Origin of the sequence: Flavonifractor hominis (assembly GCF_040095835.1) — a bacterium.
GTDB lineage: Bacteria > Bacillota > Clostridia > Oscillospirales > Oscillospiraceae > Flavonifractor > Flavonifractor hominis.
Genome location: NZ_JBBMFT010000006.1, coordinates 43854 through 69456, shown reverse-complemented (window position 1 = coordinate 69456; position 25603 = coordinate 43854). Strand labels below are relative to the sequence as shown.

The following is a 25603-nucleotide window of genomic DNA, read 5'->3' as shown; positions in this document are numbered from 1 at the left end:
CCCACCCTTTGAAACTGGAGGTTTGCAATCATGAGCGATATTATGCGTCCCATCCCGTTTGGCCACCTGATGGACTGGATCCTCACGGAATATCAGACCCAGGGCTCGGTTTTCGGCGTATCCAAGCTGGTGCGCCACAGCAGCGGAGAGGCTCTGTCCATTTTTGATGAGAAGATCGAAGCCCCCTACGGACCCGCCGCCGGTCCTCACACCCAGCTGGCTCAAAATCTGGTGGCCGCCTATGTTGGCGGCAGCCGCTTCTTTGAGGTCAAGACCGTCCAGGTCATGGACGGCGAAGAACTGAGCCGCTGTGTGGCCAAACCCTGTATTACCGCAGAGGATGAGTGCTACAACTGCGAGTGGTCCACCGAGCTGTATGTGCCCCAGGCTTTTGATGAGTATGTGAAGGCCTGGTTTGCCTGCAAGCTGCTGGCAAAGGAGCTGGAGCTGGGCGATCCGGACGGCTTTGTATTCAACATGAGCGTGGGCTATGACCTGGCCGGCATCCAGAGCCCCAAGGTAGACGCCTACATTGAGGGGATGAAGGACGCCTCGGGCAGCGCGGTGTGGCAGGCGTGCATGGAGTGGACCCTGAGCCACCTGGACCGGTTCCAAAAGGTGGATGAGGCCTATGTACGCTCCATCTCCCCCCACGTCTCCCGTTCGATCACCGAGTCCACCCTCCACGGCTGTCCCCCGGATGAGATCGAGCGTATTGCCACCTATCTCATTACCGAAAAAGGATTGAACACCTACATCAAGTGCAACCCCACTCTGCTGGGCTATGCGTTCGCCCGTTCCACCCTGGACAAGCTGGGCTTTGACTACATCGCCTTTGACGACCACCATTTCAATGAAGACCTGCAGTGGGCCGACGCAGTGCCCATGTTCCACCGGCTGATGAAACTCACCGGCGAGCGGGAGCTGGAGTTCGGCGTGAAGCTAACCAACACCTTCCCCGTGGATGTGAAGGCTGGTGAGCTGCCCAGCGAGGAGATGTACATGTCCGGCCGGTCCCTCTACCCCCTGTCCCTGGCTCTGGCCGCCAAGCTGGCCAAAGAGTTCAAGGGCAAGCTGCGCATCTCCTACTCCGGCGGCGCGGACATTCACTCCATCCGCGCTCTGGTGGAGGCTGGCATCTGGCCCGTCACCATGGCCACCACCATGCTCAAGCCCGGCGGCTATCAGCGTCTGAGCCAGATCGGACGGGAACTGATGGACCTGCCCTACACGCCCTGGGAGGGCGTAGACGCAGCCCGGGCCGCTGCGCTGGCGGAGGCCGCGGTTACCGATCCCTACTACCACAAGCCCATGAAGCCCATCCCCAACCGCAAGTCGGATCAGAAGGTCCCTCTTATCGACTGTTTCTCTGCTCCCTGCCGCGGAGGCTGCCCCATTGAGCAGGATATTCCCGCCTATCTGATGCGGGTGAATGCCGGCAAGTACGAGGAAGCCCTGGAGATCATCACCCGCCGCAATGCCCTGCCCTTTATCACTGGCACCATCTGCTCCCACCGCTGCCAGGATAAGTGCATGCGCAACGCCTATGATGAGAGCGTGTACATCCGCACTCAGAAGTTGAAGGCTGCCGAGGGCGGATTCGACGCTCTGCTGCCCAAGCTGCACCCCGGCGCCCCCGTGGCGGACAAAAAGGTAGCCATTATCGGCGGCGGCCCGGCCGGTATGTCGGCCGCTTACTTCCTGGGCCGTTCCGGGGTGGATGTGACCATCTTTGAGCGGAAGGATTCCCTGGGCGGCATCGTCCGCCATGTCATCCCCGCCTTCCGCATCAGCGACGAGGCCATCGACAACGACGTCAAACTCATGAACGCCATGGGTGTGAAGGTGGAGCTGAACCATGAGGTTAAGGACGTGCAGGCGCTTTTCCAGCAGGGTTATACCCACGTGATCCTGGCCACCGGCGCCTGGTCCAAGGGCAGCGCCGGTCTGGAGTACGGTCAGGAGATGAACGTCATCGAATTCCTGGAGACCGCCAAGAAGGACCCCGGCCATCTGAACCTGGGCAAGCACGTGGTGGTCATCGGCGGCGGCAACACTGCCATGGATGCCGCCCGGGCCGCCAAGCGCATCCCCGGTGTGGAGACCGTATCCCTGGTGTACCGCCGCACCAAGCGGTACATGCCCGCTGACCAGGAGGAGCTGGAGCTGGCCCTGGCCGACGGCGTGGAGTTCCAGGAGCTGCTGGCTCCCGTGGGCGTAAAGGACGGCGTGCTCACCTGCCACGTGATGGAGCTGGGCGCTCCCGACGCCTCTGGCCGCCGCTCCCCGGTGGACACCGGTCGGACGGCTACTGTCCCGGCCGATACCGTCATCACCGCCGTAGGCGAGAAGGTGGATACCGCTCTGTACACCGCCAACGGTCTGGAAGTCGATAAGCGGGGCAAGGCCGTGGTAAACCGTGACACTCTGGAGTCCTCCGTGAAAAATGTGTTCGTCATCGGCGACGGTATGAAGGGTCCCGGCACCGTGGTGGAGGCCATTGCCGACGCGACCCGCGCCGCCCGGGCCATCCAGGACTTTGACGTGGACACCTACGTGGACAAAAACGTGAATCCCGACTATCAAAAGCCCCTCTCCAAGCGGGGCGACGTGTGCACCGACTGCAAGAGCTGTGAGGACATCCGCTGCCTGGGCTGCGCCACTGTGTGTGAGACCTGCACCGAGGTCTGTCCCAACCGGGCCAATGTGGCCGTGGCAGTGCCCGGCATGCGTCAGCGTCAGATCATCCACGTGGACGGCATGTGCAACGAGTGCGGCAACTGCGGCACGTTCTGCCCCTATGCTTCCCGTCCCTATAAGGATAAGTTCACCCTGTTCTGGAGCGAGGAAGACTTCAACAACAGCGAGAACCAGGGCTTCCTGAAACTGGACGGCACCAACACCCGGGTGCGGCTGGACGGTACTGTAAAGGACTATGATGTGTCCGACCCGGCCTGTGGTCTGTACGATCCTCTGCGCCGGCTGATCTGCGCGGTATACGATCATTATCCCTATCTGCTGGGGTAAAACAGCATAAAAGGCCCGGAGCCGCATGGCTCCGGGCCTTTTATCGTCCGATGTTATTTTGTGATCCACAGCAGGTTGCTGTCGGTGACAAAGTTGGGCACGCTATAGAGAACCAGGGCCTGATCAATGTCGTTGGCCTTGATGTAGTCCTGAATGGACAGCTTGTAGTAGCGCAGGTCGATCAGATGGATCTCCGAGTAATGGGCGGTCAGGAAAGGCACCAGAGAATCGGTGTAGGAATCCCGGATGATCAGCAGCTTGGGCTGATCCGTATTGGGGGTGGTCACCACACCCAGGGACTGATTGCCGCCCAGGAACATGGAGTATTTGTCCTTTACCGAGAGGTAAGAGGTGTCATAGAGCGCCCGTGGCTTCTCCACCGGGTTACCCTTGTTGTCATAGGTATGCTCGGTGACGGTGATGCCGGTGTCGGGCACATAGGTGGAGATGGTGTCCGGCTTTACCCAGCGCACGCCGGAGGAGGAGAATACCGTGCCGTAAAACTCCGTGGAGCGCACCGTCTCAGTATAGCTGTCCAGGCTCACCGGAGTAAAGCCCAGGGCCTGGGCCAGACCGGTATAGCCGTAATATGCTCCCAGGCTGGTCCAGTGGTGGTCGGTGCGGTAGAAGATATCCTCATCCTTGTGCGCCCACAGCGGCGTGTAAAGGTCGGCCCACGTCGCCCCTGTGGCCGCCTTGGCCTGGTCCAGGATGTCGGTCTGGCTGGCGTTGGGTGCTCCTGCCGGCAGACGGTCTGCCCAGATGCAGGCCTGGGTGGGAATCAGCGAAAAGACCACCGGGATATCCACATTTTCCACAAAGTTATTCACATAGGTTAAATTCGTCTGTACTTTTTGGGCATCCGGCTGGTCAAAGCGGGTAATCAGGGTGTCCTGATCGCAGAAATAAACACCGTTGTTCTCCTGCTTGCCCAGAGTCCGCTCGGTGGCGGCCTTCAGGCCGATCCAGCCGTCCCGGCCCACAAACTGGTCGGTGGTATAGGTCTCAAAGTCCTTCATGAACTCCCCGCTGAGCAGGCTCTCCACCGAGGGAGTGGGAAGCTGCTCCAGAGTACGGTTCTCCATCTGGGAGAATTCCCGGTCAGGCGACACCGCGTTGGCCACCAGGAATACCCCCAGGAAGGCACAGAACAGCGCCGTGAGGAAGATACAATATTTTTTCGACATGGTGCAATACCTCCTTTAAAAGCGGAAATAGAGGAAGGGATTGTAGGTGGCGTCCACCAGGTAGGCCGTGGAGAACACCAGTCCGGCCAGCAGCAGCACAGGCAGCACCAGCTGCATGACCCGCCGGGGCAGCTTTTTCCAAACACCGGCGGCCAGCGGAGTGGCGGCCACGGCGCAGATGAGCAACGTGGGCAGGTAGGAGGCGAAGTAGTACCTTACCTGGGCATTGCTCAGCCCGCTGCCAAAGCCAAACATGGCACTCAGGTAGGCCCCCATGTGGCCGAAATCCTCCACAGCAAAGATGGCCCAGCTCACCAGTACCAGCACCAGGGTATACAGGTGCTGGAAAACGGCCGGGAGCTTTTGGAGCACTCGGCCCAAAAAGGCCTTTTCCAGAATGAGCAGGGCGGCAAAGTACAGGCCCCAGATCAAAAAGTTCCAGCTGGCCCCGTGCCAAATTCCGGTGGCCGCCCACACAACCAGCAGGTTGAAAAACAGCCGGGGCTTGCTCACCCGGTTGCCTCCAAGAGGGATATAGAGGTACTCCCGGAACCAGGTGCCCAGAGAGATGTGCCACCGCCGCCAAAACTCGGTAATGGACTTGGATATATAGGGATAGTTGAAGTTGCGCATAAACTCAAACCCCAACATCCGCCCCAGGCCAACCGCCATATCCGAATAACCGGAAAAGTCAAAGTAAAGCTGGAAGGCAAACGCCACCACGCCCAGCCACGCCCCGGCGGTGGTAAGTTCCCCGGTCGGCAGGGCAAGGATGGTATCCCACAGCTTGCCGATGTTGTTGGCCAGCAGCACCTTTTTAGCCAGACCTACCACGAAGATCTGCACACCCGATGCAAACTGCTCCGGAGAGTGCGTGCGGTAGTCAATTTGGTCTCCCAGATCCTTATATTTAATGATAGGACCAGCGATGAGCTGCGGGAAGAGCGTAACAAAGGTCCCGAAATTAATGATATTCCGCTGGACCTTGGCGTCCCCCCGGTAGACATCAATGGTATAGCTCATGGTCTGGAAGGTATAGAACGAGATACCGATGGGCAGGCTCAACCCCAGCTTGGGCATAAAGGTGAGCCCAATGGCATCCAGCGAACCGGCAATAAAGTCCCAGTATTTAAAGAAAAACAACAATGCCAGATTAAAAATAACTGACGAGGCTACCGCCAGCCGCGCCCCCCGGTCATTGCCTCTGCGCTTGTTGTGTTCCACCAGCATGCCATGGGTATAATCGATGGCGATGGATACGAACATGATAAGGATATAGACCGGCTCTCCCCAGGCATAAAAAATCAGGTTGGCAACCAGCAGCAACAGGTTGCGCCATTTCAATGGTGTAATATAGTATAATAATAATACAATGGGGAGATATAAAAACAGAAAATACAGACTGGAAAAGACCAATGGACCACCTTCTCTTCTGTGTTGTAGCGCCAAAGAACGCCCAGCAGGCAGCCCTGCTGGGCGCTCCTATTATACCCGCAATTCGTTATTTTGTATAGCTATTAAATGCGTTGACCGCCTCATCGGCATGGTCACTGATAACAAAGAGGATATAATTGCCGTTGGTAACCAGTTTGTAATTCTGCACCAGTTCCAACTGTTCCGGCAGGTACTGAGACCACTGAGCTTCCAGATCCGCCTGACGCTTCTCCACACAGGCCTTCACCGTATCCATTTTTCCATCCTTGACTTTGGCGATGAAAAATTCGGTAGCCTGAACGCTGATCACCGGAATCTTGCAGATGTAACTGTCCAGGTCGGCCGGATCAATCCCATACAAAGCGTTCAGAGTGCTGTCATCCAGATCGGTCAGGGAGGGGAGATCCAGCTGAGCGATCTCATCCCATGTCTCCTGGACCGGATCGCTCTCCGGCGCGGGGGTGGGGGTAGCTGCGGGGGTCTGGGTGGGCTTAGCGGGAGCCTGAGTAGGCTTGGCCGTAGGCTGGGTGGTAGGTGCGGTACTGGGTTTAGCAGAGGGCGCAGTCGACGCCGTGCTCTCCGGAGTCTCTTCTTCCACGGGCTGGGTAGTTTCAGGGATGGCTTCCGGACTCTCTTGGGGCAGGGCGGAATCCTCGGGAAGCTCCGGGCTTTCCGCCGGGCTCTCTACAGCAGGAGGCGTGGTCTCAGGCGCGGGCTCTGTCTTGCCGCAGCCGGCCAGCAGGCCAAAGACAAGCGCCCCGGCCAGGGTCAGGGCGAATATACGTTTTTTCATCAGTCATGCTCCTTTTCGGATGTTTTGTGGTTTGCGTATCCTTGGACGACATGCTTGCCAAAAAAGTTCCGCCCTGTGATAAAAAAGACCGCCGCATTCTGTGCGGCGGTCCTGTATATCTCAGGCCGACTGCTGTCCGTCCGGCTCCATCTCGCCGACAGAAGCAGACATGGCGGCCAGCGGAAACACCATGGTCATTCGGGTACCTATCCCCGGCCAGGAGCGCACCTCAAACCAGCCACCGTGACGGTCCACGATCCATTTGGCAATGGCCAGTCCAAGCCCCGTGCCACCGGTCTGTCGGGCGCGGGATTCATCGGTACGGTAAAAACGGTCGAAAATATGGGGCAAGCTGTCGGCGTCGATTCCCTGTCCCTCATCCTGCACGGAGACTCGGGCCATACCGTCTCTCACTCTTGCCGACAGGGTGATATGTCCGCCGACGGGAGTATATTTAATAGAATTATCTACCAAAATGCGCAAAGCCTGCTTGGCCAAGCCCATATCAGCCCATACCGGCACCGGCTCCTCCCAGCATGCAGAAAAGGAGTGGCTCTGATCGATCATTTCGGTCTCTTTGAGCACCTCTGCGGCGACCTCCGTCAGATCAAATGCCTCCATTTCAATGTGCATGGAATCATTATCGCCCCGGGCCAGGAACAGCAGCTGTTCCACCAGTTCTTTCATGGAGTCAGCCTCCTGGCGAATGGCGTCAATCGCCTCCTGCCGGGTGGCGGGATCGTCCTTTCCCCAGCGGTTAAGCAGGTTGGCATACCCCTGAATGACCGCAATGGGGGTGCGCAGCTCATGACTGGCATCGGAGACAAAGCGCATCTGGGAGCGATAGGCCTCGTTGATACGATCCAGCATGGCATTGATTGCCTGCGCCAGGGTCTTGAGTTCTTTCTGCGTACCGGTCACCGAGATGCGCTGATCCAGATGCGTAGCATTGATCTCATCCAGCTTGCCTGCCAAAGTCCGCAGCTCCTCAGGTGACATCCGGTCCACCTGGTTAAGTCGGGAGGCCGTGGCAGCCAGCTCCTGAATGGGCCGAAGCACTTTTTTAATCGACCCGGCATTTTTAAACAGGTTGGTCACCAAGCTGGCCAGCTGACACAACACCAGCACCCGGGCTGCAAAAACGAAAATAGCCGCAGGTTGGGACAGATCCAGCTGAATCACATACGGAGTACCGCCATGTTCCATGCACAGGGAATAGGTCGTGGCCCCTCCGCTGCTGAAGCTGAGCAGGGAAAACAGTTCCACCGTACCTGGCTCAAAATAGCGCTCCCCATCCTGGGTAGCCTCAGGAGAAGGCAGCCAGTTGGGCAAATGAATGCCCTGAGGCACCTCTTCTCCAGCAGAGACAATGTAATCGCCGGCCTGCATCCACTCCGTGGCCTCGGCGCTGGGTACTCCCCGCTCCTCTACCAACTGGCTGATCTGGGCCGCCTGCTGTTCCGACCAGATAAACAATCCACCGCAGAACAGCAGGATGAGCAGCACATCCATGGTGAAATAGATCCCCAACAGGCGAAAAAACAGCCGGGTGTTGAGCCGGGCCACGATGGAGGACTGAATACGGCTGGGGTTTTTCTTGTTTGTACTGCGGGCCATGTCAGCTCCCTCCTTGTACGGATGCGGATCTGCGGTGCGTTATCCGTCCTGCTCCAGCCACTGCTGCACCGGCGTCAGGCTCTCCGCGTTGGTCCAGTCGCTGCCCTTACGGAATGCCTGCATCAACTCGGCCGCCGGGGTACCCGCCGGAGAGCGCTTGATCCCTTGGGAGGCAATACGGATCATCAAGCGATGGACCAGGTCCAGCTTCTTGCGGTTGAATCCGCCCCGCAGATAGAACACCGGTTTGTCCTTGAGTTTGTTTTGCTGTGCGATCTGCTCCACATTGGCAATGTCGGTACGGGACATACCCACCGCGCACACCGCCGCCACATTAAAGCGCCCCAGGGCTTTGGGCAGCCCCTGGATCTTTTCAGCGCACAGCCAGCCCAGGTAGATGACCCGGCTGCCCGCACCCAGCTGACTCACAGCCTGCTTCAGGGGATAGACCGGCAGACCGGTGCGCTGCCCCAGCTGTTCCGCGTACCAGGCGGTAAAGCCCGTGTTGCTGGTATAAACGATTGCAGATACCTTCATGATAGCCTCCTGTTTTTCATTGCATCCTATCTCCGGGACTCTACTCTTCCCGGATCACATAACCCACGCCCCGGACCGTGTGGATCAGCTTGATGCCAAACCGCTCGTCGATCTTGGCGCGGAGAAACCGGATGTACACATCCACCGCATTGGTCTCTCCCACAAAATCAAATCCCCACACATGGTCCAGCAGAGATTCCCTGGAGATGACCTTCTCCTTGTTTTCCAGCAGGTACCGCAGCAGATCAAACTCCCGGCGGGTCAGTTCCACCCCTTGGCCATCCACTTCCACCTCATGCCGGTCGGTATCCATAACCAGCGGTCCGGCACACAGACGATTGGTGGGTGCGGCAGCCTGAGCCGGCCGCTTACGCAGGGCCGCTCGGATACGTGCCAGCAGTTCCTCGATAGCAAAGGGCTTGGTAATATAATCATCCGCTCCCATATCCAGGCCGGTGACCTTATCTACCACCGTATCCCGCGCAGTGAGCATAATGACCGGGGTCTGCTGTTCCCGGCGCAGCCGACGCAGCACCTCCATCCCCGACAGGGCTGGCAGCATGATGTCCAGCAGGATCAGGTCGAATTCCCCCGACAGTGCCCGTTCCAGTCCGGTGCGCCCGTCAAAGGCTTTCTCCACCTCATATCCCTCATACTTCAGTTCCAGCTCCACCATACGAGCCAGCTTTTCTTCATCCTCCACCAGCAGGATCCGCTCTCCCATCCATCTCGCTCCTTACTTGCCCTTTCGCTTACTCCAGCGCTGTGTCTCCCGCTGCACGCTTTGCCGGACTTGTCCGGCCGCATCCCGCATGGCCTCGGAGACCTCATTGACGACCTCTCCCACCCGGCTGCGGTCCAGATCAGGTCCGGAAAAGCGGTATTTACATCCAAACATCAATCCCACCACCAGCAACGGCAGTGAAATCCAGAATGCCACCAACAGCAACAGGATTAACACCAAGACTGGCAATGAGGTCATCATCTCTCCTTCACGCCATACCTCAAACTGATTCACCGTACTGTGGCGCAGCAGGTCCACCACCCCAGCCAGCAACTCCAGCAGACGGTTCTTTATTCCGCCGCGGGATGATTCTCCCTCTGCTTCCGAAGTGAATCCAGTCCTGACCAAAGGCCCTGTCCGTTCTGTACCCGCGGCCTCCGGCGGTGTGGCTGATGGTGCGCCAGGCTGTGTGGTAAAAAAAGCCCCTCGATCCTGCCCCGCTCGTATTTTCCCCTGCCGTTCCAGAAGAATAAGCGCATCCAGCAGATCTCCGCCCGTCTGTTCCAATACGGCTTTGGCCTGTTCGTAGCTGACGTCCGCTCTTTCCCGCAGACGCTCCACCTGTTCCAGCGTAATCGCCATCGCTGCCACCCCCTTTTTATCGGTTTTAGTATAGCCATTTTTCAGTGGAAATGGAATTGATTCTTTCTTAAAAGCGGATTAAATCAGGTTTCCGTATTATCATACCACGGTGGACCACCGGACGCAAGCGGACGCTTTACCCCAGCCGGAAACCATGTTATAATGCAGAAAAATGGCCTGGAGGTGATGGAGATATGAAACGCTGTAGACGGCTGCTGGCTGCGTTATGCGTATCTGCAATGCTGCTGGCACTCGTTTTGGCTGGAACAGCCTCTGCGGATGAAATTGAAATTTACCAGGTTGCAGAAAACGATAAAATGGTGGAGCTGCCGGTGGACGCTATGCCTGCCTGGATCAATGGGATTATATATGTACCATATCTGGTATTTGACCGCTCGGTCACCTTGGTCAATCTAGGTGTATCCTATGGATTGAGCCGGACAGACAGTGAGTACAAGCTCAGCCTGTACAGTCTGAGCGGCACTCTGGTCTTTGATCTCAATGACGGCACTTGCGTGGACAGTCTCACGGGAGAAAGTCTGGATATGAAAGCCGTACTGCGCAACGGCCGTCCTTTTGTCCCTCTGGCAGCAGTATGCCGTTATTTTGAACTGAGCTATACCTATACCCCAACCATCTATGGCACTCTCATTCGCATTACCAACGGTCAGGAGCGAATGAACACCAATCAATTTGTGGATGCAGCCACCGCCAGCAGTGCAATGCGCTCACGCTATTACAATTATCTGGCCCAGCTCAACCCCAGCAGCTCCTCTTCCCCCACGCCCTCTGCCTCTCCTTCCGCTTCCACCCCCCCAACCCAGTCCAGTCAGGAACCGGAGGAGGAGACCGGTGGAGATCTCATGCTCGCTTTCCTGTGCACCCCGGCAGATGGACTGGATACCCTGCTGAGTACACTGGACAGCGCCGGAATACAAGCTCTGTTTCTTTTTCAGCCAGAAGATATCTCCCAATACGCCACTGAGATCCGGCAAATCCTGGGTTCGGGACATATGATAGGTTTGACCGTTTCGGGAAACAAGACGGATGAACTGCTTTCTTCCCTGGAAGAAGGCACGAAACAGCTGGAACGGGCAGCTCATCTGCGCACCCACACTCTTTATGCTCCCGATGCCTCCAGCGGGACTCTTCGCCAGCTTGAGCAGGCGGGCTGGGTATGCTGGAATCCCGATCTCGACGCTCGCCCTGATGGACGCAGTCAAAGCACTCAGGCTTCCGCTCTGCTGAACCGGCTGAACAGCCGTGGCGGACAGACCAGCCTGCTCCTGGACGCCAGTACGGACAGCGCTGGTATCCTCAGCCGTATTCTTCCTTCTCTCCGGCGAAATGATTTCCAGTTCCATCTGGCGGTAGAAACTCAATTTTAAGGAGCGACCGGTATGAAGCAGGTCTATCTGGACAACGCAGCCACTAGCTTTCCCAAGGCACCGGGCGTGGGCCAGGCCATGGCCGACTATTTGGAGCGGGTAGGATGCAACATCAGCCGGGGTGGTTATCAGCCAGCTTACGATGCGGCTCAAACGGTTCTTGAAGTGCGCGAGAGCCTCAGCCGTTTGCTGGGCGCACCCGGAGGGCGCAACGTGATCTTTACCCCCGGAGCGACTTACAGTCTGAATTTTCTGCTCAAGGGTCTGCTGCGGCCCGGAGACCGGGTGGTCACCTCTCCCATGGAGCACAACGCCGTACTCCGTCCACTGACCCAGCTGGAACGGCAGGGTGTCGAGATTGATTACCTTCCCTGCACCGAAACGGGCGAGCTCTGTCTGGAACAGGTCGCAGACCACCTGACTCCCGATACCCGGACACTGGTGCTCACCCACGCCTCCAATGTCTCGGGCACGGTGTTTCCGTTGGCAGAAGTTGGGGCTCTGTGCCGGGCGCGGGGAATTTTTTTCCTGGTGGATGCAGCGCAGACCGCCGGGGTGCTGCCCATCGACATGGCCGCCATGGGGATTGACGGGTTAGCGCTTCCTGGTCACAAGGGGCTGCTGGGGCCACAGGGCATCGGGGTCCTGGCTCTTACCAATTCGCTGGCCCAGGCACTGGAGCCATTGGTCTCCGGTGGAACGGGCAGTTTATCCGAATCATTGGAAATGCCCCCTTTCCTCCCAGATCGCCTGGAGGCAGGCACCCTGAATCTGCCCGGCATTTTTGGGCTAGGGGCCGCCCTGCGGTATCTGGAATCCGAGGGTCCCGCCCTGCGAGAGCGGGAGCGCCGGCTGGCCGGTCATCTGTGGGCCCGGATGATGGAGTTGGAGGAAGACGGTCTGCGGGTGCTGGGCTCCCGTGATCCCGCCCGTCGGACCGGAGTGGTATCCATTGATTTTCTCCACGCCGACAACGGTGAGATGGCCTTCCGGCTGGAGCAGGAATATGGGCTGCAGACCCGCTGCGGCCTGCACTGCGCGCCGCTGGCCCACCGGACGCTGGGCTCCTTTCCCCAGGGGGCGGTTCGCTTTTCCGTGGGGCCCTTTACCACCTTTGCTGAGCTGGACTATGCCCAGGGGGCGGTATATGAGCTGCTGATGGAACGCAACCCATAGTTGCGCCCATGTACTGTAAAATGGGTGGAAAACCGGCGGCGGCTTTGTTATCCTATCCCGGGAGGGACTTCAATGAACATTCAGATCGCAAACCACCTGGTAGAGCTGCGCCGGGCCAACGGCTATTCTCAGGAGGACCTGGCGGCCCGGCTGGGCGTGAGCCGTCAGGCCGTCTCCAAATGGGAGCGGGCGGAGTCCTCACCGGATACCGACAATCTGATTGCTCTGGCCCAGCTCTATCATGTCTCGCTGGACGCTCTGCTGCTCCACACGCCAGACCCGGAGCCCAGCCAGGAGGCCCGGGACGTCTTTGACGCCGCCAAAGAGTGGGAGGCAGCAGAGAAAGCTGAGCGAAAGCAGCGCAAAAAGGCGTTTAAGAAATACAAAGAGGGCCTGCTCTGGGTGTTGACCCTGGCTCTGATGGTGCTGCTGCCGATCCTCAGTGTCGTTTTCCATTTGAGCCCGGTGTATGCCGTAGTAGTCACACTGGCCTACCTGATCACTGGATTTCTGTTGGACAACTGGCATCCTGGCTGGCTGCTGTTTCTCAGCATTCCCATCTACTATGTCCTGTTGTTTCGGGTATAAAAATACCGCCGGACCGTTTGTCCGGCGGTATTTTTTTGTTTATTGACAGATCACGGTACCAGTCCGGCCGGCCACACCGTCCTTTGCCTTCTCCAGCAAAGTAATGAGGGCGGAGCGCCCGGGTCCGCTCTCGGCGAATTCTACTGCTGCCTGTACCTTGGGCAGCATGGAGCCGGGGGCAAAGTGTCCCTCTCCCATATAGACCCGCGCCTGTTCCGGGGTAAGCCGGTCCAGCCACTTCTGATCCGGCTTACCAAAGTTGACCGCTACTTTCTCCACCGCAGTGAGGATGATAAGGGTATCGGCATTTACCTGCTGCGCCAGCACAGAGGAAGCAAAGTCCTTATCGATGACAGCGGCCGCGCCTTTCAGCTGGTGTCCCTCGGTGGGATAGACCGGAATGCCGCCGCCGCCGCAGGCCACCACCACCAACCCGGCGGACACCATGTCCCGGATGGACTGGATCTCCACGATGGCCTTGGGTCTGGGAGAGGCCACTACCCGTCGATAACCCCGACCGGCGTCCTCAATCACATTGTAGCCGCGCTCCAGCTTGAGTCGCTCGGCCTCTTCTTTGGTCATAAAGGCTCCAATGGGTTTGGTGGGATTCTGGAAGGCCGGATCGGTAGGGTCTACCTCCACCTGGGTCAGCACGGTGGCCACACCCTTCTGGATGCCCCGGTCCAGCAGCTCCTCCCGCAGCGCGTTCTGCAGGTCGTAGCCGATGTAGCCCTGACTCATAGCCACACAGACAGACAAGGGACATGGTATGTATTTTTCCGGCTCGGCACGGGTCAACTCGGCCATGGCCTTCTGGATCATACCCACCTGGGGACCGTTGCCGTGGGAAATGATGACCTCGTGCCCCTCTTCGATCAGATCTACGATGGCCTTGGCGGTCTGGGTGACGGCGATGCGCTGTTCCGGCAGGTTGTTACCCAGGGCATTGCCGCCCAGGGCGATGACGATACGCTTGCCCATGACAAAGTTACCTCCTTTTGTCACAATAGGAATGGTTTGGCCCGTCCGCACAGATACCGGCGTTGGAACTCTGCGGACGGGCCGTGGATGAAGGGGGGTGCAGGTCAGGAACAGGTCTCAGGAAAAGAGAAGCCTGCTCCAAAGGGAGGCGGAAATTACTTGTTGAACCAGCGCTGCGTGCCGCGCTCCTCCAGGGCCTTCAGCGTGGCCTGGGGATCCTTGCACTTGGCCAGGAAGATCATGGCGGCAATGATATAGGGCTTGTAGGAAGCCTCCTTGTACAGCGGGTCACGGTAGCGGTCGAATACGCTGGCCTCTACCTCACCGTCCACGCAGGAGACGCCGTTGATATCGGCGGGCAGGCAGTGCAGATACAGAGCCTTACCGTCCTTGGTGGTCTTCATGAGCTCCTCGGTGCAGCACCAGTCCTTGTGCTCGGCGTTCTGGGCCAGCAGCTCTTTCTCCAGAGCCTTGATGCCCTCGCTGTCGCCCTGGGCGTACAGGTTGGTGCGCTTCTCCATGGCGGCGAAGGGAGCCCAGCTCTTGGGATAGACGATATCGGCATCCTGGAAAGCCTCAGCCATGGAATTGGTCTTGGTAAAGGTACCGCCAGTGGCCTCCGCGTTCTTGCGGGCCACTTCCTCCACCTCGGGCATGACCTCGTAGCCTTCGGGATGGGCCAGCACCACATCCATGCCAAAGCGGGTCATCAGACCGATTACGCCCTGGGGCACGGACAGAGGCTTGCCGTAAGAGGGGCTATAGGCCCAGGTCATGGCCACTTTCTTGCCCTTCAGGTTCTCCACACCGCCGAAGTGGTGGATGATGTGCAGCATGTCAGCCATGCACTGGGTGGGGTGGTCAATGTCGCACTGCAGGTTGACCAGGGTGGGCTTCTGCTCCAGCACGCCGTCCTTGTGGCCCTGGGTAACGGAATCCACCACCTCATGCATGTAGGCATTGCCCTTGCCGATGTACATATCGTCCCGGATACCGATGACGTCGGCCATGAAGGAGATCATGTTGGCCGTCTCACGCACGGTCTCGCCGTGGGCGATCTGGCTCTTCCCCTCGTCCAGATCCTGGACCTCCAGTCCCAGCAGGTTACAGGCGGAGGCAAAGGAGAAGCGGGTACGGGTGGAGTTGTCCCGGAACAGGGAGATGCCCAGGCCGGACTCAAAAATCTTGGTGGAGATGTTGTTCTCACGCATGTAACGCAGCGCGTCGGCTACAGTAAAGACGGCCTCGATCTCATCGTCGGTCTTCTCCCAGGTCAGGAAGAAATCGCCCTCATACATCTCCTTGAAGTTGAGCTTATTGAGCTTGTCAATGTACATCTGAAGAGTCTGATCCATCCTAATATACGCTCCTTTTACATGAAGTATTATATCGCAGGCTCACACAGGAATGGCACCAAACTTTGGCGCCTGCAATTTGTGATTATTTGATATCGTTATCCGTAAGGGTAGCCCGGAACTGAGAGACATCGCCGGTCTTATTCTCTTCCTTGTACAGGCCGGGCACGGCGGCATACAGGGCGGCACAGGTGACCAGATCCTGCTTCCAGGTGATCTCATTGGGCGCATGGGCCTGACTCTCAGCGCCGGGGCCAAAGCCCACGCAGGGAATCCCGTAACGGCCCTGGATAGCCACACCGTTGGTAGAGAAGGTCCACTTGTCGGTCAGAGGCCGGTTACGCAGGTGCATGGCGCCGTCGGGCCCGATCCGCTTGTCGCCGAACAGGGCGTGGTGGGCGTCCACCAGGGCCTGCACATGGGCGGCGTTCTCCTTGTTGATCCAGGTAGGGAAGTAACACTCGGTCTCATAGACCTCGCCGGTCCAGGAGGGCCGGTCATACATGTACATGGAGACCTTCACGTCGTCGCCATACTTCTTCACGCTGGGCAGGTTGCGGATCTCCTCCAGGCAGGAATCCCAGGTCTCGCCGGCGGTCATGCGCCGGTCGATGGAGATGGCGCAGGAGTCGGCCACGGCGCAGCGGCTGGGAGAGGTGTAGAAAATCTGGCTGGTGGTACAGGTGCCCCGGCCCAGGAAACGGGCGTCCTCATAGTGCTCGGGATTGTATTTGGGATTGAGCATCTTCACCAGGCCCTTGATCTCAGTGGAGTCGGCGTCGTCGTTCTCGTTGAGGGCGCGCACATCCTGGAGAATGTCAGCCATCTTATAGATGGCGTTGTCGCCGCGCTCGGGGGCGGAGCCATGGCAGGACACGCCCTTTACGTCTACCCGGATCTCCATGCGGCCGCGGTGGCCGCGGTAGATACCGCCGTCGGTGGGCTCGGTGGAGATGACAAATTCCACCTGCTCCTTCTTGATGCCCTTGGCGGGGAAGAACTTGTTGACGATGTACTGCCAGCACATGCCGTCGCAGTCCTCTTCCTGGACAGACCCCACCACCATGATCTTGTAGCCGGCGGGGATCAGGCCAAGATCCTTCATAATCTTGGCTCCGTAAGTAGCGGAGGCCATGCCGCCTTCCTGGTCGGAGCCGCCGCGGCCGTAGATGACCTCATCATCTTCATAGCCCTCATAGGGATCGTGGGTCCAGTTGCTCCGGTTACCAACGCCCACCGTGTCGATGTGGGAGTCGATGGCGATGATCTTGTCGCCCTCGCCCATCCAGCCGATGACGTTGCCCAGGCCGTCTACTTCCACCTCGTCATAGCCCAGCTTCTCCATCTCGGCCTTGATGCAGGCTACCACTTCCTTCTCCTCACAGCTCTCGCTGGGATGGGAGATCATCTCCCGCAAAAACCGGGTCATATCCGCCTTGTAGCCTTCCGCTGCCTGTTTGATCTGCTCGTAATCCATTGTCGTACCCTCCATACACTATCGGTTGATCCCTTACGGTTTTGCCGGCGCGGACCGGCGGTCAATAGGGGTTCTGGGGCGAATCAGTGGTGGGATACTCGCCGTCCCAAATGACCCGGCGGAACTTCTGCGGGTCGGTATTTCCTTCGGTGGAGAACATCAGCACCTGGCTGAAACGGTCGAGCTCCAGCGCCTCCCGCAGCTCCTTATAGGTATCGTCACACATGATGGCGTCCAGGCAGCCCATGCCTACAGCACCCGATTCTCCGGAGATCACCGTGGGATCTCCCTTTACAGGCACGCCCAACATCCGCATGCCCTTGGCACTCACCCAGTCGGGGCAGGAGACAAAGGCGGAGACATGGTTGCGCAGGATGTCCCAGGAGATGGTGTTGGGCTCGCCGCAGGCAAGACCGGCCATGATGGTCTGGAGATCGCCGGTAACGATCCGGGGCTTGCCGTCCCCGGCCAGAGCGCCCTGATACAGGCAGTCGGCTGCCCGTGCCTCCATCACTACAAACTTGGGGGGATCGTTGGGGAACAGGTTGGTGAAGTAACCCACCACAGCACCGGCCAGAGAGCCCACACCTGCCTGCACAAACACGTGAGTGGGACGATTCACACCCAGCTGCCGCATCTGCTCGGCGGCCTCGTTGGCCATGGTGCCGTAACCCTGCATGATCCAGGAGGGGATCTCCTCATAGCCGTCCCAGGCGGTGTCCTGAACGATGACGCCGTGCTCGGTCTGCTCGGCCTCGGCGGCCGCCATACGCACGCAGTCGTCGTAGTTCACGTCCTCGATCGTGACCTGGGCTCCCTCCTTGGCAATGTTGTCATACCGGGACTGGCTGCTGCCCTTGGGCATGTGGACCACGGCCTTCTGGCCCAGCTTGTTGGCCGCCCATGCCACGCCCCGGCCATGGTTGCCGTCGGTGGCGGTAAAGAAGGTGGCCTGTCCAAAGTCCTTGCGGAAGGCCTCGCTGGTCAGATAGTCATAGGTCATCTCAGACACATCCCGGCCCATCTCCTTGGCGATATAACGGGCCATGGCAAAGGAGCCGCCCAGCACCTTAAATGCGTTCAATCCGAAGCGGTAAGACTCATCCTTGACGTACACGCCTCCCAGCCCCAGGTACTTAGCCATACCCTCCAACCGGGCCAGCGGGGTAATGGAATACTGGGGAAAACCACTGTGGAAGAAACGGGCCTTTGCCACATTGGGCAGGGACATAACGGACAGCTCTTTATCCTCGCTCCGCGGCATCCGATTGAGGACCCATTTGATCTGGTCTTTCATCTTATCACGCCTCCGAATGTATCAGTTCTGCACCCATCATATCACTTGCAACGCACAAGTCAAGGCCTTCGCAAAAAATTTTTTGTTTTACCTAAAACATTTTTAGATATTTGTAGATTTTGACGATATGCAAGCAGTTGCTATCCGTAAACTTTAGTGCTAAGCTATAAGTGGAAAGCAATCTGACCTACCATCGAAAAGGAGGCGTTCGCCTTGTTTACCCTGCAAGTAAACGGCAGAGCCGTTTCCACCGAACGGGATGTCCGGCTTCTGGACTTTCTGCGGGAGGATCTCGGGCTCACATCCGTGAAAAACGGCTGTTCTGAGGGCGCGTGCGGTACCTGTATGATCCTGGTGGACGGCAAAGCCATGAAAGCCTGCGTGCAGAAAACGTCCCGCTGCGAAGGAAAGTCCATTGTGACCTGTGAGGGACTCAGCCAGCGGGAACGGGACGTATACGCCTATGCGTTTACCTCCTGCGGAGCAGTACAGTGTGGTTTCTGCACCCCTGGTATGGTCATCTCGGCCAAGGGATTGCTGGACCAGAACCCGGACCCCACCCGGGAAGAGGTCAAATTTGCTCTGCGCAACAACATCTGCCGCTGCACAGGATATAAGAAAATTGAGGACGCGGTGCTGCTGGCCGCCCGCCTGTTTCGTGAGGATACTCCTGTGCCCCACGAGGCGTTTACCGGAAAGCTAGGTGAAAATCTGCCCCGTGTGGATGCCCCGGCCAAGGCGCTTGGTACAGCGGAATACACCGATGACCTGCACCTGCCCGGCATGCTCTATGGCGGCGCAGTGCGCTCGGATCACCCCCGCGCCATTCTTCGCGGTGTGGACGTATCGGAGGCTGCCGCCCTGCCCGGCGTGGTACAGGTGGTGACGGCGGCAGAGCTGCCGGGTACTGCCAAGGTGGGCCATCTGAAGCGGGATCAGTGGGTGCTGGTTCCCATCGGAGGCGAGATCCACTATCGGGGCGATCCCATTGTTTTGATTGCTGCTGAAAGCCGAGAAATTTTAAACCAGGCAAAAGCGCTGGTCAAAGTGGAATATGAAGTCCTTCCTCCCGTGCTCAGCGTCTGGGAGTCCATGGCCCCCGACGCCCCTCAGATCCAGGAGGACGGCAACCTGCTCTCCCATGAGCATCTGGTCCGGGGCAACGCGGAAGAAAAACTTAAACATTCAAAATATGTGGTGACCACCAAATACCACACTCCGCCCACCGAGCACGCCTTTCTGGAACCCGAGTGCGCCGTGGCCGCACCCGATCCCGAACGGGCCGGCGTAGTGGTATACAGCAGCGACCAGGGGATCTACCAGACCCGCCGGGAGTGTGCCGACGCCACCGGGCTGCTTCCCGATCAGGTACGGGTGGTAGCCAAATGCGTGGGCGGCGGCTTTGGCGGCAAGGAGGATATGAGCGTACAGCACCACGCTGCCATTTTGGCTTTGCTCACCCAGCGGCCGGTAAAGGTGGCCATGACCCGCGCTGAGTCCATGCTGTGTCATCCCAAGCGCCACGGTTTCGAGATGGAAGTTACCACAGGCTGCGATGAAAACGGCTACCTCACTGCCATGAAGGCTGTGCTGCTCACCGACAGCGGTGCCTTTGCCAGTCTGGGCGGACCGGTGCTCCAGCGTGCCTGCACCCACGCTGCCGGTCCCTATAACTATCAGGACATTGACATCGACGGCAAGGCCTATTATACCAACAATCCCCCCTGCGGCGCTTTCCGTGGCTTCGGCGTAACCCAAAGCTGCTTTGCAGCCGAGTGTAATCTGAACCTGCTGGCCGAGAAGGTCGGTATCTCCCCCTTTGAGATCCGCTACCGCAACGCCATCCGCCCCGGCCAGGTACTGCCCAATGGCCAAATTGCTGACGAGGGCACCGCCCTGGTGGAAACCCTGGACGCGGTACGCCCCTATTATGAGGCCAATCCCAAAGCCGGTATTGCCTGCGCCATGAAAAACTCCGGTTTGGGTGTTGGGGTGCCCGACACCGGTCGGGTTACCCTGCACGTGGAAAACGGCGTGGTACATATTCGTACCTCTGCGGCCTGTATCGGCCAGGGAATGGGTACGGTGGTCACCCAGATCGTCTGCCAGGTGACGGGTCTGTCCCCCAGCCAGGTGGTATGGGACGCCCCGGATACCTCCACCTGCCCCAACTCAGGCAATACCACCGCGTCCCGTCAGACGGTCTTTACCGGCGAGGCAACCCGTCGTGCTGCCACAGAGTTGAAATGGGCTCTGGAGGGACGGGAACTAAGCGCGGTGGAAGGTGTGGATTTCCATCAGGAGTACACCGGCATCACCGACAAACTGGGCTCCGATCGCCCCAATCCCATCAGCCATGTAGCTTACGGTTATGCTACTCATCTGGTGGAACTGGATGAAAACGGACGCATCCGCCGGGTGGTAGCTGCCCATGACGTGGGTCGGGCCGTCAATCCCATCAGCGTAGAGGGTCAGATTGAGGGCGGTGTCGTGATGAGCCTGGGTTATGCCCTCACCGAGGATCTTCCTCTGGTGGATGGTGCGCCCAAGGCGGTCTACGCCTCCCTGGGACTCTTCCGGGCCAATCAGACCCCCGACGTCACCGCCCTCATTGTGGAAAAGAACCAGAGTGAACTGGCTTGTGGCGCCAAGGGCATCGGCGAGATTTGCTCCATTCCCACTCCGCCGGCCGTGCAGCTGGCCTATTACAATTACGACGGCGTGTTCCGCACCAGCCTTCCGCTGGAGAACACCCCCTACAGCCGCCCCAAACGCTAAGGCAAAAAAGATCCGCTCCCAATGGAGCGGATCTTTTTATGTACATCGAATCAGTCGCGCTGCGAATGCCGGCTCATGGAGTGGTTGAGCATACCGATGATGATCATGACCACGACCATGGAAACGATGGCGATGGGCAGGCAGATGTAGGGGACCTTGATGAAGGCCGTAATGATGTAGTTGACGAAGGCGACAGCCGCCACAGTCAGGGCGTAGGGCAGCTGAGTGGCCACGTGGTTGAGGTGGTAGCACTGTGCGCCGGAGGACGCCATGATGGTGGTATCGGAGATGGGAGAGCAGTGGTCGCCCATAACCGCGCCGCCCAGGGTAGCAGCGATGGCGATCATCAGCAGGTTGTTGTTCAGGTCGCCCACGCTCAGGTCAACCGCCGCAACACCGCCGGAGAACACGGGAATCACGATGGGTAGCAGGATGGAGAACGTACCCCAGGAAGTACCGGTGGCAAAGCCCAGGAATGCGGCGATGATAAACACCACAGCGGGCAGCAGGGAGTACAGGCTGTGGCCCAGCTGGTCCACGATGCCGGCCACGAACTCGGGGGCGCCCAGGCCCTTGGTCACGTCGCCGATGGTCCAGGCCAGGCAGAGGATCAGGATGGCGGGCACCATCTGCTTAAAGCCCTCGGGCAGGCAGTCCATCAGTTCGGTAAACTTCATGGAGCGACGGACCATGAAGTAAACCAGGTTGATGATCAGCGCGATCAGGGAGCCAAAGGGCAGCGCAGAGAACGCGTCGGTGTTGGCAAACATATTGACCAGAGTAACAGGGGTCTCCGTACCAGCGATGCCCTGATAGCCGACATACATCATGGCGCTGATGCAGCCGATGACCAGAATGATCACAGGGATGACCAGGTCGATAACCTTGCCATCGGGGTTAAACTTCATTTCCTTAGCATCAGCAAAGGGACGCTCAGGAGTGGTGTAGAGGTCACCCTTGGAGGCATTGACCTCATGGGTACGCATGGGACCATAGTCGATGTTGAGGCAGGTCATCATAATAATGAAGACCAGAGTCAGGATGGCGTAGTAGTTATAGGGGATGGCCCGCAGGAAGATCTGGAAGCCGACCTCCTCATTGCCGATGACGCCGGTGACAGCCGCCGCCCAGGAGGAGACGGGCATCATGATACAAACCGGAGCCGCAGTAGCGTCGCACATATAGGACAGCTTGGCGCGGGAGATGTGGTGGCCGTCGGTGACGGGCCGCATCACGTTACCGGTGGTCAGGTTGTTGAAATAATCATCCACGCCCAGCACGATGGCCAGAATAAAGGTAGACCACAAGGCGCCGGATTTCGTCTTGATGTGGGACACAGCCCAGTCGCCATAGGCCTTGGAGCCGCCCGCCCGGATCATCAGGGCCACCATGGTGCCCAGGATGACCAGGAACATCAGGATGCCCATGTTGCCGCCGGCGTTGGAGCACAGGTGGTCCACAAAGAACTGGAATGCGTCGACAGGATTACCGTTAACCTGCAGGAAACAGCCAACGATAATTCCGACGAACAGGGACGAATACACTTCCTTGGTAATCAGGGCAAGGACGATAGCCACAACGGGTGGAAGCAGGGATGCGATGGTACCGAATACTGCACTGGCTTGCTCTGCGTCGCCTTCGGCAAACGCAACTGTCGTAAGGACACATGCGAGGGCAAATACTACGAGCAGGAATTTACCAAATCGTCTCATCCGTGGTGAGTTCATAAAGACCCTCCCTTTTAAATTGCGAATCCAAAAAGCCTCCCCAACCCAAGGATTCATACGTATGATACACCATCATTCACAATTTGGCAATAGTTTTTCGGCAATTTTAACATATCCACCACACTTTAGCGTGGTAAATTTCACATATCAAGCAAAAATCCAACCTGCCGCAACGCTTCACACACCCGCTGAAAGGTCTGCTCATCCGGGCAGCGGACGGTGTGCAGATGAATCCCGCTGGTCAGGTCGGAGAGCGGTTTTGCCCCCTGTGCATCTACCCTGTGCAAAAATTCCTGCACATCGTAACGGGAACGTACCCCAAGATTACCGGTAAGCTGCCCATAAACCGGGTGCTCCACCACCACGTCCACCACTTCCCCACCCGCATCCACGATGGTATTGAGCTCCGCCTGCATTTCCTCCGGAGTGTGGACACAGGCCACCGTATGGCTCACGCCATCCCGGCGATCCAGTACATAGCCCCTGGGTGTGGCTGAGATGGCTGCTCCCGCAGCCCGCAGCAGAGCCACATCTCCTACAATGATCTGCCGGCTGACCGAAAATCGCTCCGCCAGCGCTGTGGCGCTCACCGGGCCTTCGGCCTGTTCCAACATCTGTATCACCGCACGGCGGCGCTCCGTCCCGGTCGGCGCGTTATTCATAGCCACTCCTCCTGTTTTGATCAGATGTTATTTTTCAGTATAGCATGTTCGCAAAACAAGCGCAATTCACCTTGCATTTTCCTTCCGGGGCGCTTACAATGAAGGGTAATCTGTTTTTGGGATTTTAAGGAGGTGTGTCCATGGAGCGTGACGAAGCTTTTGAATTTCTGGACCGCACGGCCCGCGGTATCGCCGAAATGTTCGGCTCCAGCTGTGAGACGCTGGTACATGATATGGGAGACCCCCGCCATCCTATTCTATCAATTTACAATGGACATGTCTCCGGGCGCACCGTGGGTTCCACACTGGATATTCTGGGTACTGCCCGTGAACTGGATGAGGATGCGCTGGTCACTGACTTTGTCAACCTCTATGCCACTACTCCCTCAGGACAACAGATCAAGAGTAGTACCTTTCATCTCATCGGAGCAGACTACAATCTGGCACTGGGTATTAACTTCGATTACAGCTCGCTGGTATACGCCAACCGTATCCTGGTGGATCTGATGAGTGCGGAGGCCGACCTGCAAAGCGCCATGTGGCATGGCGGCGACAGCGGTCTGAGCGAGATTTTTGAAGAATGTCTGGCGGCGGTGGGCAAGCCGGTAAATTCCTTGAACAAGCGGGACCGGATGAAGATCATCGCCCTGCTGGACCAGAAAAATGCTTTTTCCTTCCGCAAATCGGTGCCCTTCGTGGCCAAACGCCTGCAGGTATCCCGATACACGGTGTACAAATACCTGGGGGAGCTGTCCGGCGCCGCCGCGGACTCAGCCGAGGATGAATAAAGGAGGATATTTTATGTACGAAGCACAGATCAACGCCTATTTTGATGATCCGGCCCGCCGGACCCAACTGGTGGAGGCCATTTCCCGCCTGGCACGCATCCGCAGCGTCCGGGAGGATCCCCAGCCCGGCATGCCCTTTGGACCCGGCCCCGCCGCCGCTCTGGCAGAAGGGCTGAAGCTGGCCGAAGAGCTGGGCTTTACCACCCATAATTATGACAACTACGTGGGCGCGGCCGACCTCAACGACCAAGAGACCGCCCTGCACATTCTCTGCCATCTGGACGTGGTGGGCGAGGGCACGGGATGGACCGTCACCCAGCCCTACGAGCCCAAAGAGGTGGACGGCATGCTCTACGGCCGGGGCACCGACGATGACAAGGGTCCCGTAGCCGCCGTGCTGCTGGCTATGCAGGCGGTGCGGGAACTCGGAGTTCCCCTCAAGCGCAACGTGCGGCTGCTCATGGGCACCGACGAGGAGAGCGGCTCCTCCGATCTGGCCTACTATTACGCCCGGGAGCCCTATGCCCCCTATACTTTCTCCCCCGATGGAGAGTTTCCGGTGATCAACATCGAAAAGGGCAGCTACAAGCCGGTATTTACCCAGAGCTGGCCGGAGGAGACCGCCCTGCCCCGGGTAAAGGAACTCCATGGCGGGTTCCGCATCAATGTGCTGCCCCCTGAGGCCGAGTGCCTGTTGGTCGGGCTGTCTGCTGAGCACGTACAGTCCTGCTGTGATGCCGTAGCCACTGAGACGGGGGTCCGTTTTGAGGTGCGCGTGGAGGGAGACGACCTGCGGGTGCTCTGCCATGGCAAGGGAGCACACGCCTCCACTCCGGAGGAGGGCAACAATGCCATCACCGCTTTGCTCCAGCTGCTTTGCGCCCTGCCCCTGGCTGACACCCCCAGCACTGCCGCTCTGCACAGTCTGAACGCTCTTTTCCCCCACGGGGACACCGCCGGACATGCTTTGGGTATCGCCCAGAGCGACGAGATCTCCGGTCCGCTCACCCTGGCCTTCTCCCTGCTGGAGGTCACCTCTACCGGCCTGAAGGGACAGTTTGACAGCCGGGTACCCATCTGCGCCAATGAGAGCAACTGCAAGGCCGTGGCCGAGGCCTCCTTTGCCCGGCAGGGCTTTGCCGTCCAGGGCGAAATGGACGCTCCCCACCACACCCCGGCTGACACTCCTCTGGTACAGGTACTGCTCAAGTGCTACGAGCAGTACTCCGGCCGCAAGGGTGAGTGCCTGGCCATCGGCGGCGGCACCTATGTTCACGACATCCCCGGCGGTGTGGCCTTTGGCTGCGCCATGCCCGGGTTTAACGGGAACATGCACGGCGCTGACGAGCACACCTGCATTGCCGATCAGCTCACCGCTGCTAAGATCTTCGCCCAGGCCATCATCGACCTGTGCGCTTAACTGCA

At 58.5% G+C, this 25603-nt stretch carries 20 protein-coding genes; 7 read left to right on the top strand and 13 right to left on the bottom strand.

Going from position 1 to position 25603, the window contains the following annotated elements:
• Positions 1–30: 30 nt before the first annotated feature.
• The gene (ygfK, locus tag WMO45_RS10320; protein WP_349140658.1) at positions 31–3027 is read left to right on the top strand and encodes a putative selenate reductase subunit YgfK; all 2997 of its coding nucleotides are present in this window, start codon (positions 31–33) and stop codon (positions 3025–3027) included.
• A gap of 53 nt (positions 3028–3080) precedes the next feature.
• Here the strand turns inward: ygfK and WMO45_RS10315 are convergent, their stop codons facing one another.
• The 7 genes from WMO45_RS10315 to WMO45_RS10285 all read right to left on the bottom strand — a co-directional run bounded on the left by WMO45_RS10315 (position 3081) and on the right by WMO45_RS10285 (position 9961).
• Positions 3081–4214 carry a DHHW family protein gene (locus WMO45_RS10315; protein ID WP_349140656.1) on the bottom strand — a complete coding sequence of 378 codons (1134 nt, stop codon included), beginning with the start codon at positions 4212–4214 and terminating at the stop codon, positions 3081–3083.
• A 15-nt stretch (positions 4215–4229) separates the two neighbouring features.
• Positions 4230–5630, bottom strand: a complete 1401-nt coding sequence (locus WMO45_RS10310; protein WP_349140654.1) for an MBOAT family O-acyltransferase — start codon at positions 5628–5630, stop codon at positions 4230–4232.
• A gap of 85 nt (positions 5631–5715) precedes the next feature.
• Positions 5716–6441, bottom strand: a complete 726-nt coding sequence (locus tag WMO45_RS10305; RefSeq protein ID WP_349140652.1) for a DUF4358 domain-containing protein — start codon at positions 6439–6441, stop codon at positions 5716–5718.
• 120 nt (positions 6442–6561) lie between these two features.
• Positions 6562–8058 carry a sensor histidine kinase gene (locus WMO45_RS10300; protein ID WP_349140650.1) on the bottom strand — a complete coding sequence of 499 codons (1497 nt, stop codon included), beginning with the start codon at positions 8056–8058 and terminating at the stop codon, positions 6562–6564.
• 39 nt (positions 8059–8097) lie between these two features.
• Positions 8098–8595, bottom strand: a complete 498-nt coding sequence (locus WMO45_RS10295; RefSeq protein WP_349140648.1) for a hypothetical protein — start codon at positions 8593–8595, stop codon at positions 8098–8100.
• A 40-nt stretch (positions 8596–8635) separates the two neighbouring features.
• Positions 8636–9319 (bottom strand): response regulator transcription factor, encoded by a 684-nt coding sequence (locus WMO45_RS10290; RefSeq protein ID WP_349140646.1) that lies wholly within the window; start codon positions 9317–9319, stop codon positions 8636–8638.
• Positions 9320–9331: 12 nt separating this feature from the next.
• On the bottom strand, positions 9332–9961 hold the full coding sequence (locus WMO45_RS10285) for a UBA domain-containing protein (RefSeq protein ID WP_349140645.1): 630 nt from the start codon (positions 9959–9961) through the stop codon (positions 9332–9334).
• A gap of 194 nt (positions 9962–10155) precedes the next feature.
• On the opposite strand from WMO45_RS10285, the gene WMO45_RS10280 reads away from it, so the two are divergent.
• From WMO45_RS10280 to WMO45_RS10270, 3 genes are all read left to right on the top strand, one after another.
• A complete protein-coding gene (locus WMO45_RS10280; protein ID WP_349140644.1) occupies positions 10156–11349 on the top strand; it encodes a hypothetical protein in 1194 nt (397 codons plus the stop codon).
• A gap of 12 nt (positions 11350–11361) precedes the next feature.
• Positions 11362–12525, top strand: a complete 1164-nt coding sequence (locus WMO45_RS10275; protein WP_349140643.1) for an aminotransferase class V-fold PLP-dependent enzyme — start codon at positions 11362–11364, stop codon at positions 12523–12525.
• 72 nt (positions 12526–12597) lie between these two features.
• Positions 12598–13113 carry a helix-turn-helix domain-containing protein gene (locus WMO45_RS10270; RefSeq protein WP_349140642.1) on the top strand — a complete coding sequence of 172 codons (516 nt, stop codon included), beginning with the start codon at positions 12598–12600 and terminating at the stop codon, positions 13111–13113.
• Between the two features lie 39 nt (positions 13114–13152).
• Here the strand turns inward: WMO45_RS10270 and arcC are convergent, their stop codons facing one another.
• The 4 genes from arcC to dpaL all read right to left on the bottom strand — a co-directional run bounded on the left by arcC (position 13153) and on the right by dpaL (position 18223).
• Positions 13153–14094, bottom strand: coding sequence for a carbamate kinase (gene arcC / locus WMO45_RS10265; RefSeq protein WP_349140640.1), 942 nt, complete (start codon positions 14092–14094; stop codon positions 13153–13155).
• 155 nt (positions 14095–14249) lie between these two features.
• Positions 14250–15449 carry a knotted carbamoyltransferase YgeW gene (gene ygeW, locus WMO45_RS10260; protein WP_349140639.1) on the bottom strand — a complete coding sequence of 400 codons (1200 nt, stop codon included), beginning with the start codon at positions 15447–15449 and terminating at the stop codon, positions 14250–14252.
• An 85-nt stretch (positions 15450–15534) separates the two neighbouring features.
• Positions 15535–16926, bottom strand: coding sequence for a YgeY family selenium metabolism-linked hydrolase (locus WMO45_RS10255; RefSeq protein WP_349140638.1), 1392 nt, complete (start codon positions 16924–16926; stop codon positions 15535–15537).
• 61 nt (positions 16927–16987) lie between these two features.
• Positions 16988–18223 carry a diaminopropionate ammonia-lyase gene (gene dpaL / locus WMO45_RS10250; protein ID WP_349140636.1) on the bottom strand — a complete coding sequence of 412 codons (1236 nt, stop codon included), beginning with the start codon at positions 18221–18223 and terminating at the stop codon, positions 16988–16990.
• Between the two features lie 213 nt (positions 18224–18436).
• Between dpaL and xdh the strand changes: the two genes are divergently transcribed.
• The gene (gene xdh / locus WMO45_RS10245; protein ID WP_349140634.1) at positions 18437–21001 is read left to right on the top strand and encodes a selenium-dependent xanthine dehydrogenase; all 2565 of its coding nucleotides are present in this window, start codon (positions 18437–18439) and stop codon (positions 20999–21001) included.
• 50 nt (positions 21002–21051) lie between these two features.
• Here xdh and WMO45_RS10240 read toward each other — a convergent pair whose 3' ends face one another.
• Together WMO45_RS10240 and WMO45_RS10235 are read right to left on the bottom strand one after the other, a co-directional pair.
• On the bottom strand, positions 21052–22728 hold the full coding sequence (locus WMO45_RS10240) for a Na+/H+ antiporter NhaC family protein (RefSeq protein WP_349140633.1): 1677 nt from the start codon (positions 22726–22728) through the stop codon (positions 21052–21054).
• A 140-nt stretch (positions 22729–22868) separates the two neighbouring features.
• Positions 22869–23390, bottom strand: a complete 522-nt coding sequence (locus tag WMO45_RS10235) for a transcription repressor NadR (RefSeq protein WP_349140632.1) — start codon at positions 23388–23390, stop codon at positions 22869–22871.
• Between the two features lie 140 nt (positions 23391–23530).
• Between WMO45_RS10235 and WMO45_RS10230 the strand changes: the two genes are divergently transcribed.
• On the top strand, positions 23531–24178 hold the full coding sequence (locus WMO45_RS10230; protein ID WP_349140631.1) for a helix-turn-helix transcriptional regulator: 648 nt from the start codon (positions 23531–23533) through the stop codon (positions 24176–24178).
• Positions 24179–24191: 13 nt separating this feature from the next.
• Positions 24192–25598, top strand: coding sequence for a Sapep family Mn(2+)-dependent dipeptidase (locus WMO45_RS10225; protein ID WP_349140630.1), 1407 nt, complete (start codon positions 24192–24194; stop codon positions 25596–25598).
• Positions 25599–25603 lie beyond the last annotated feature (5 nt).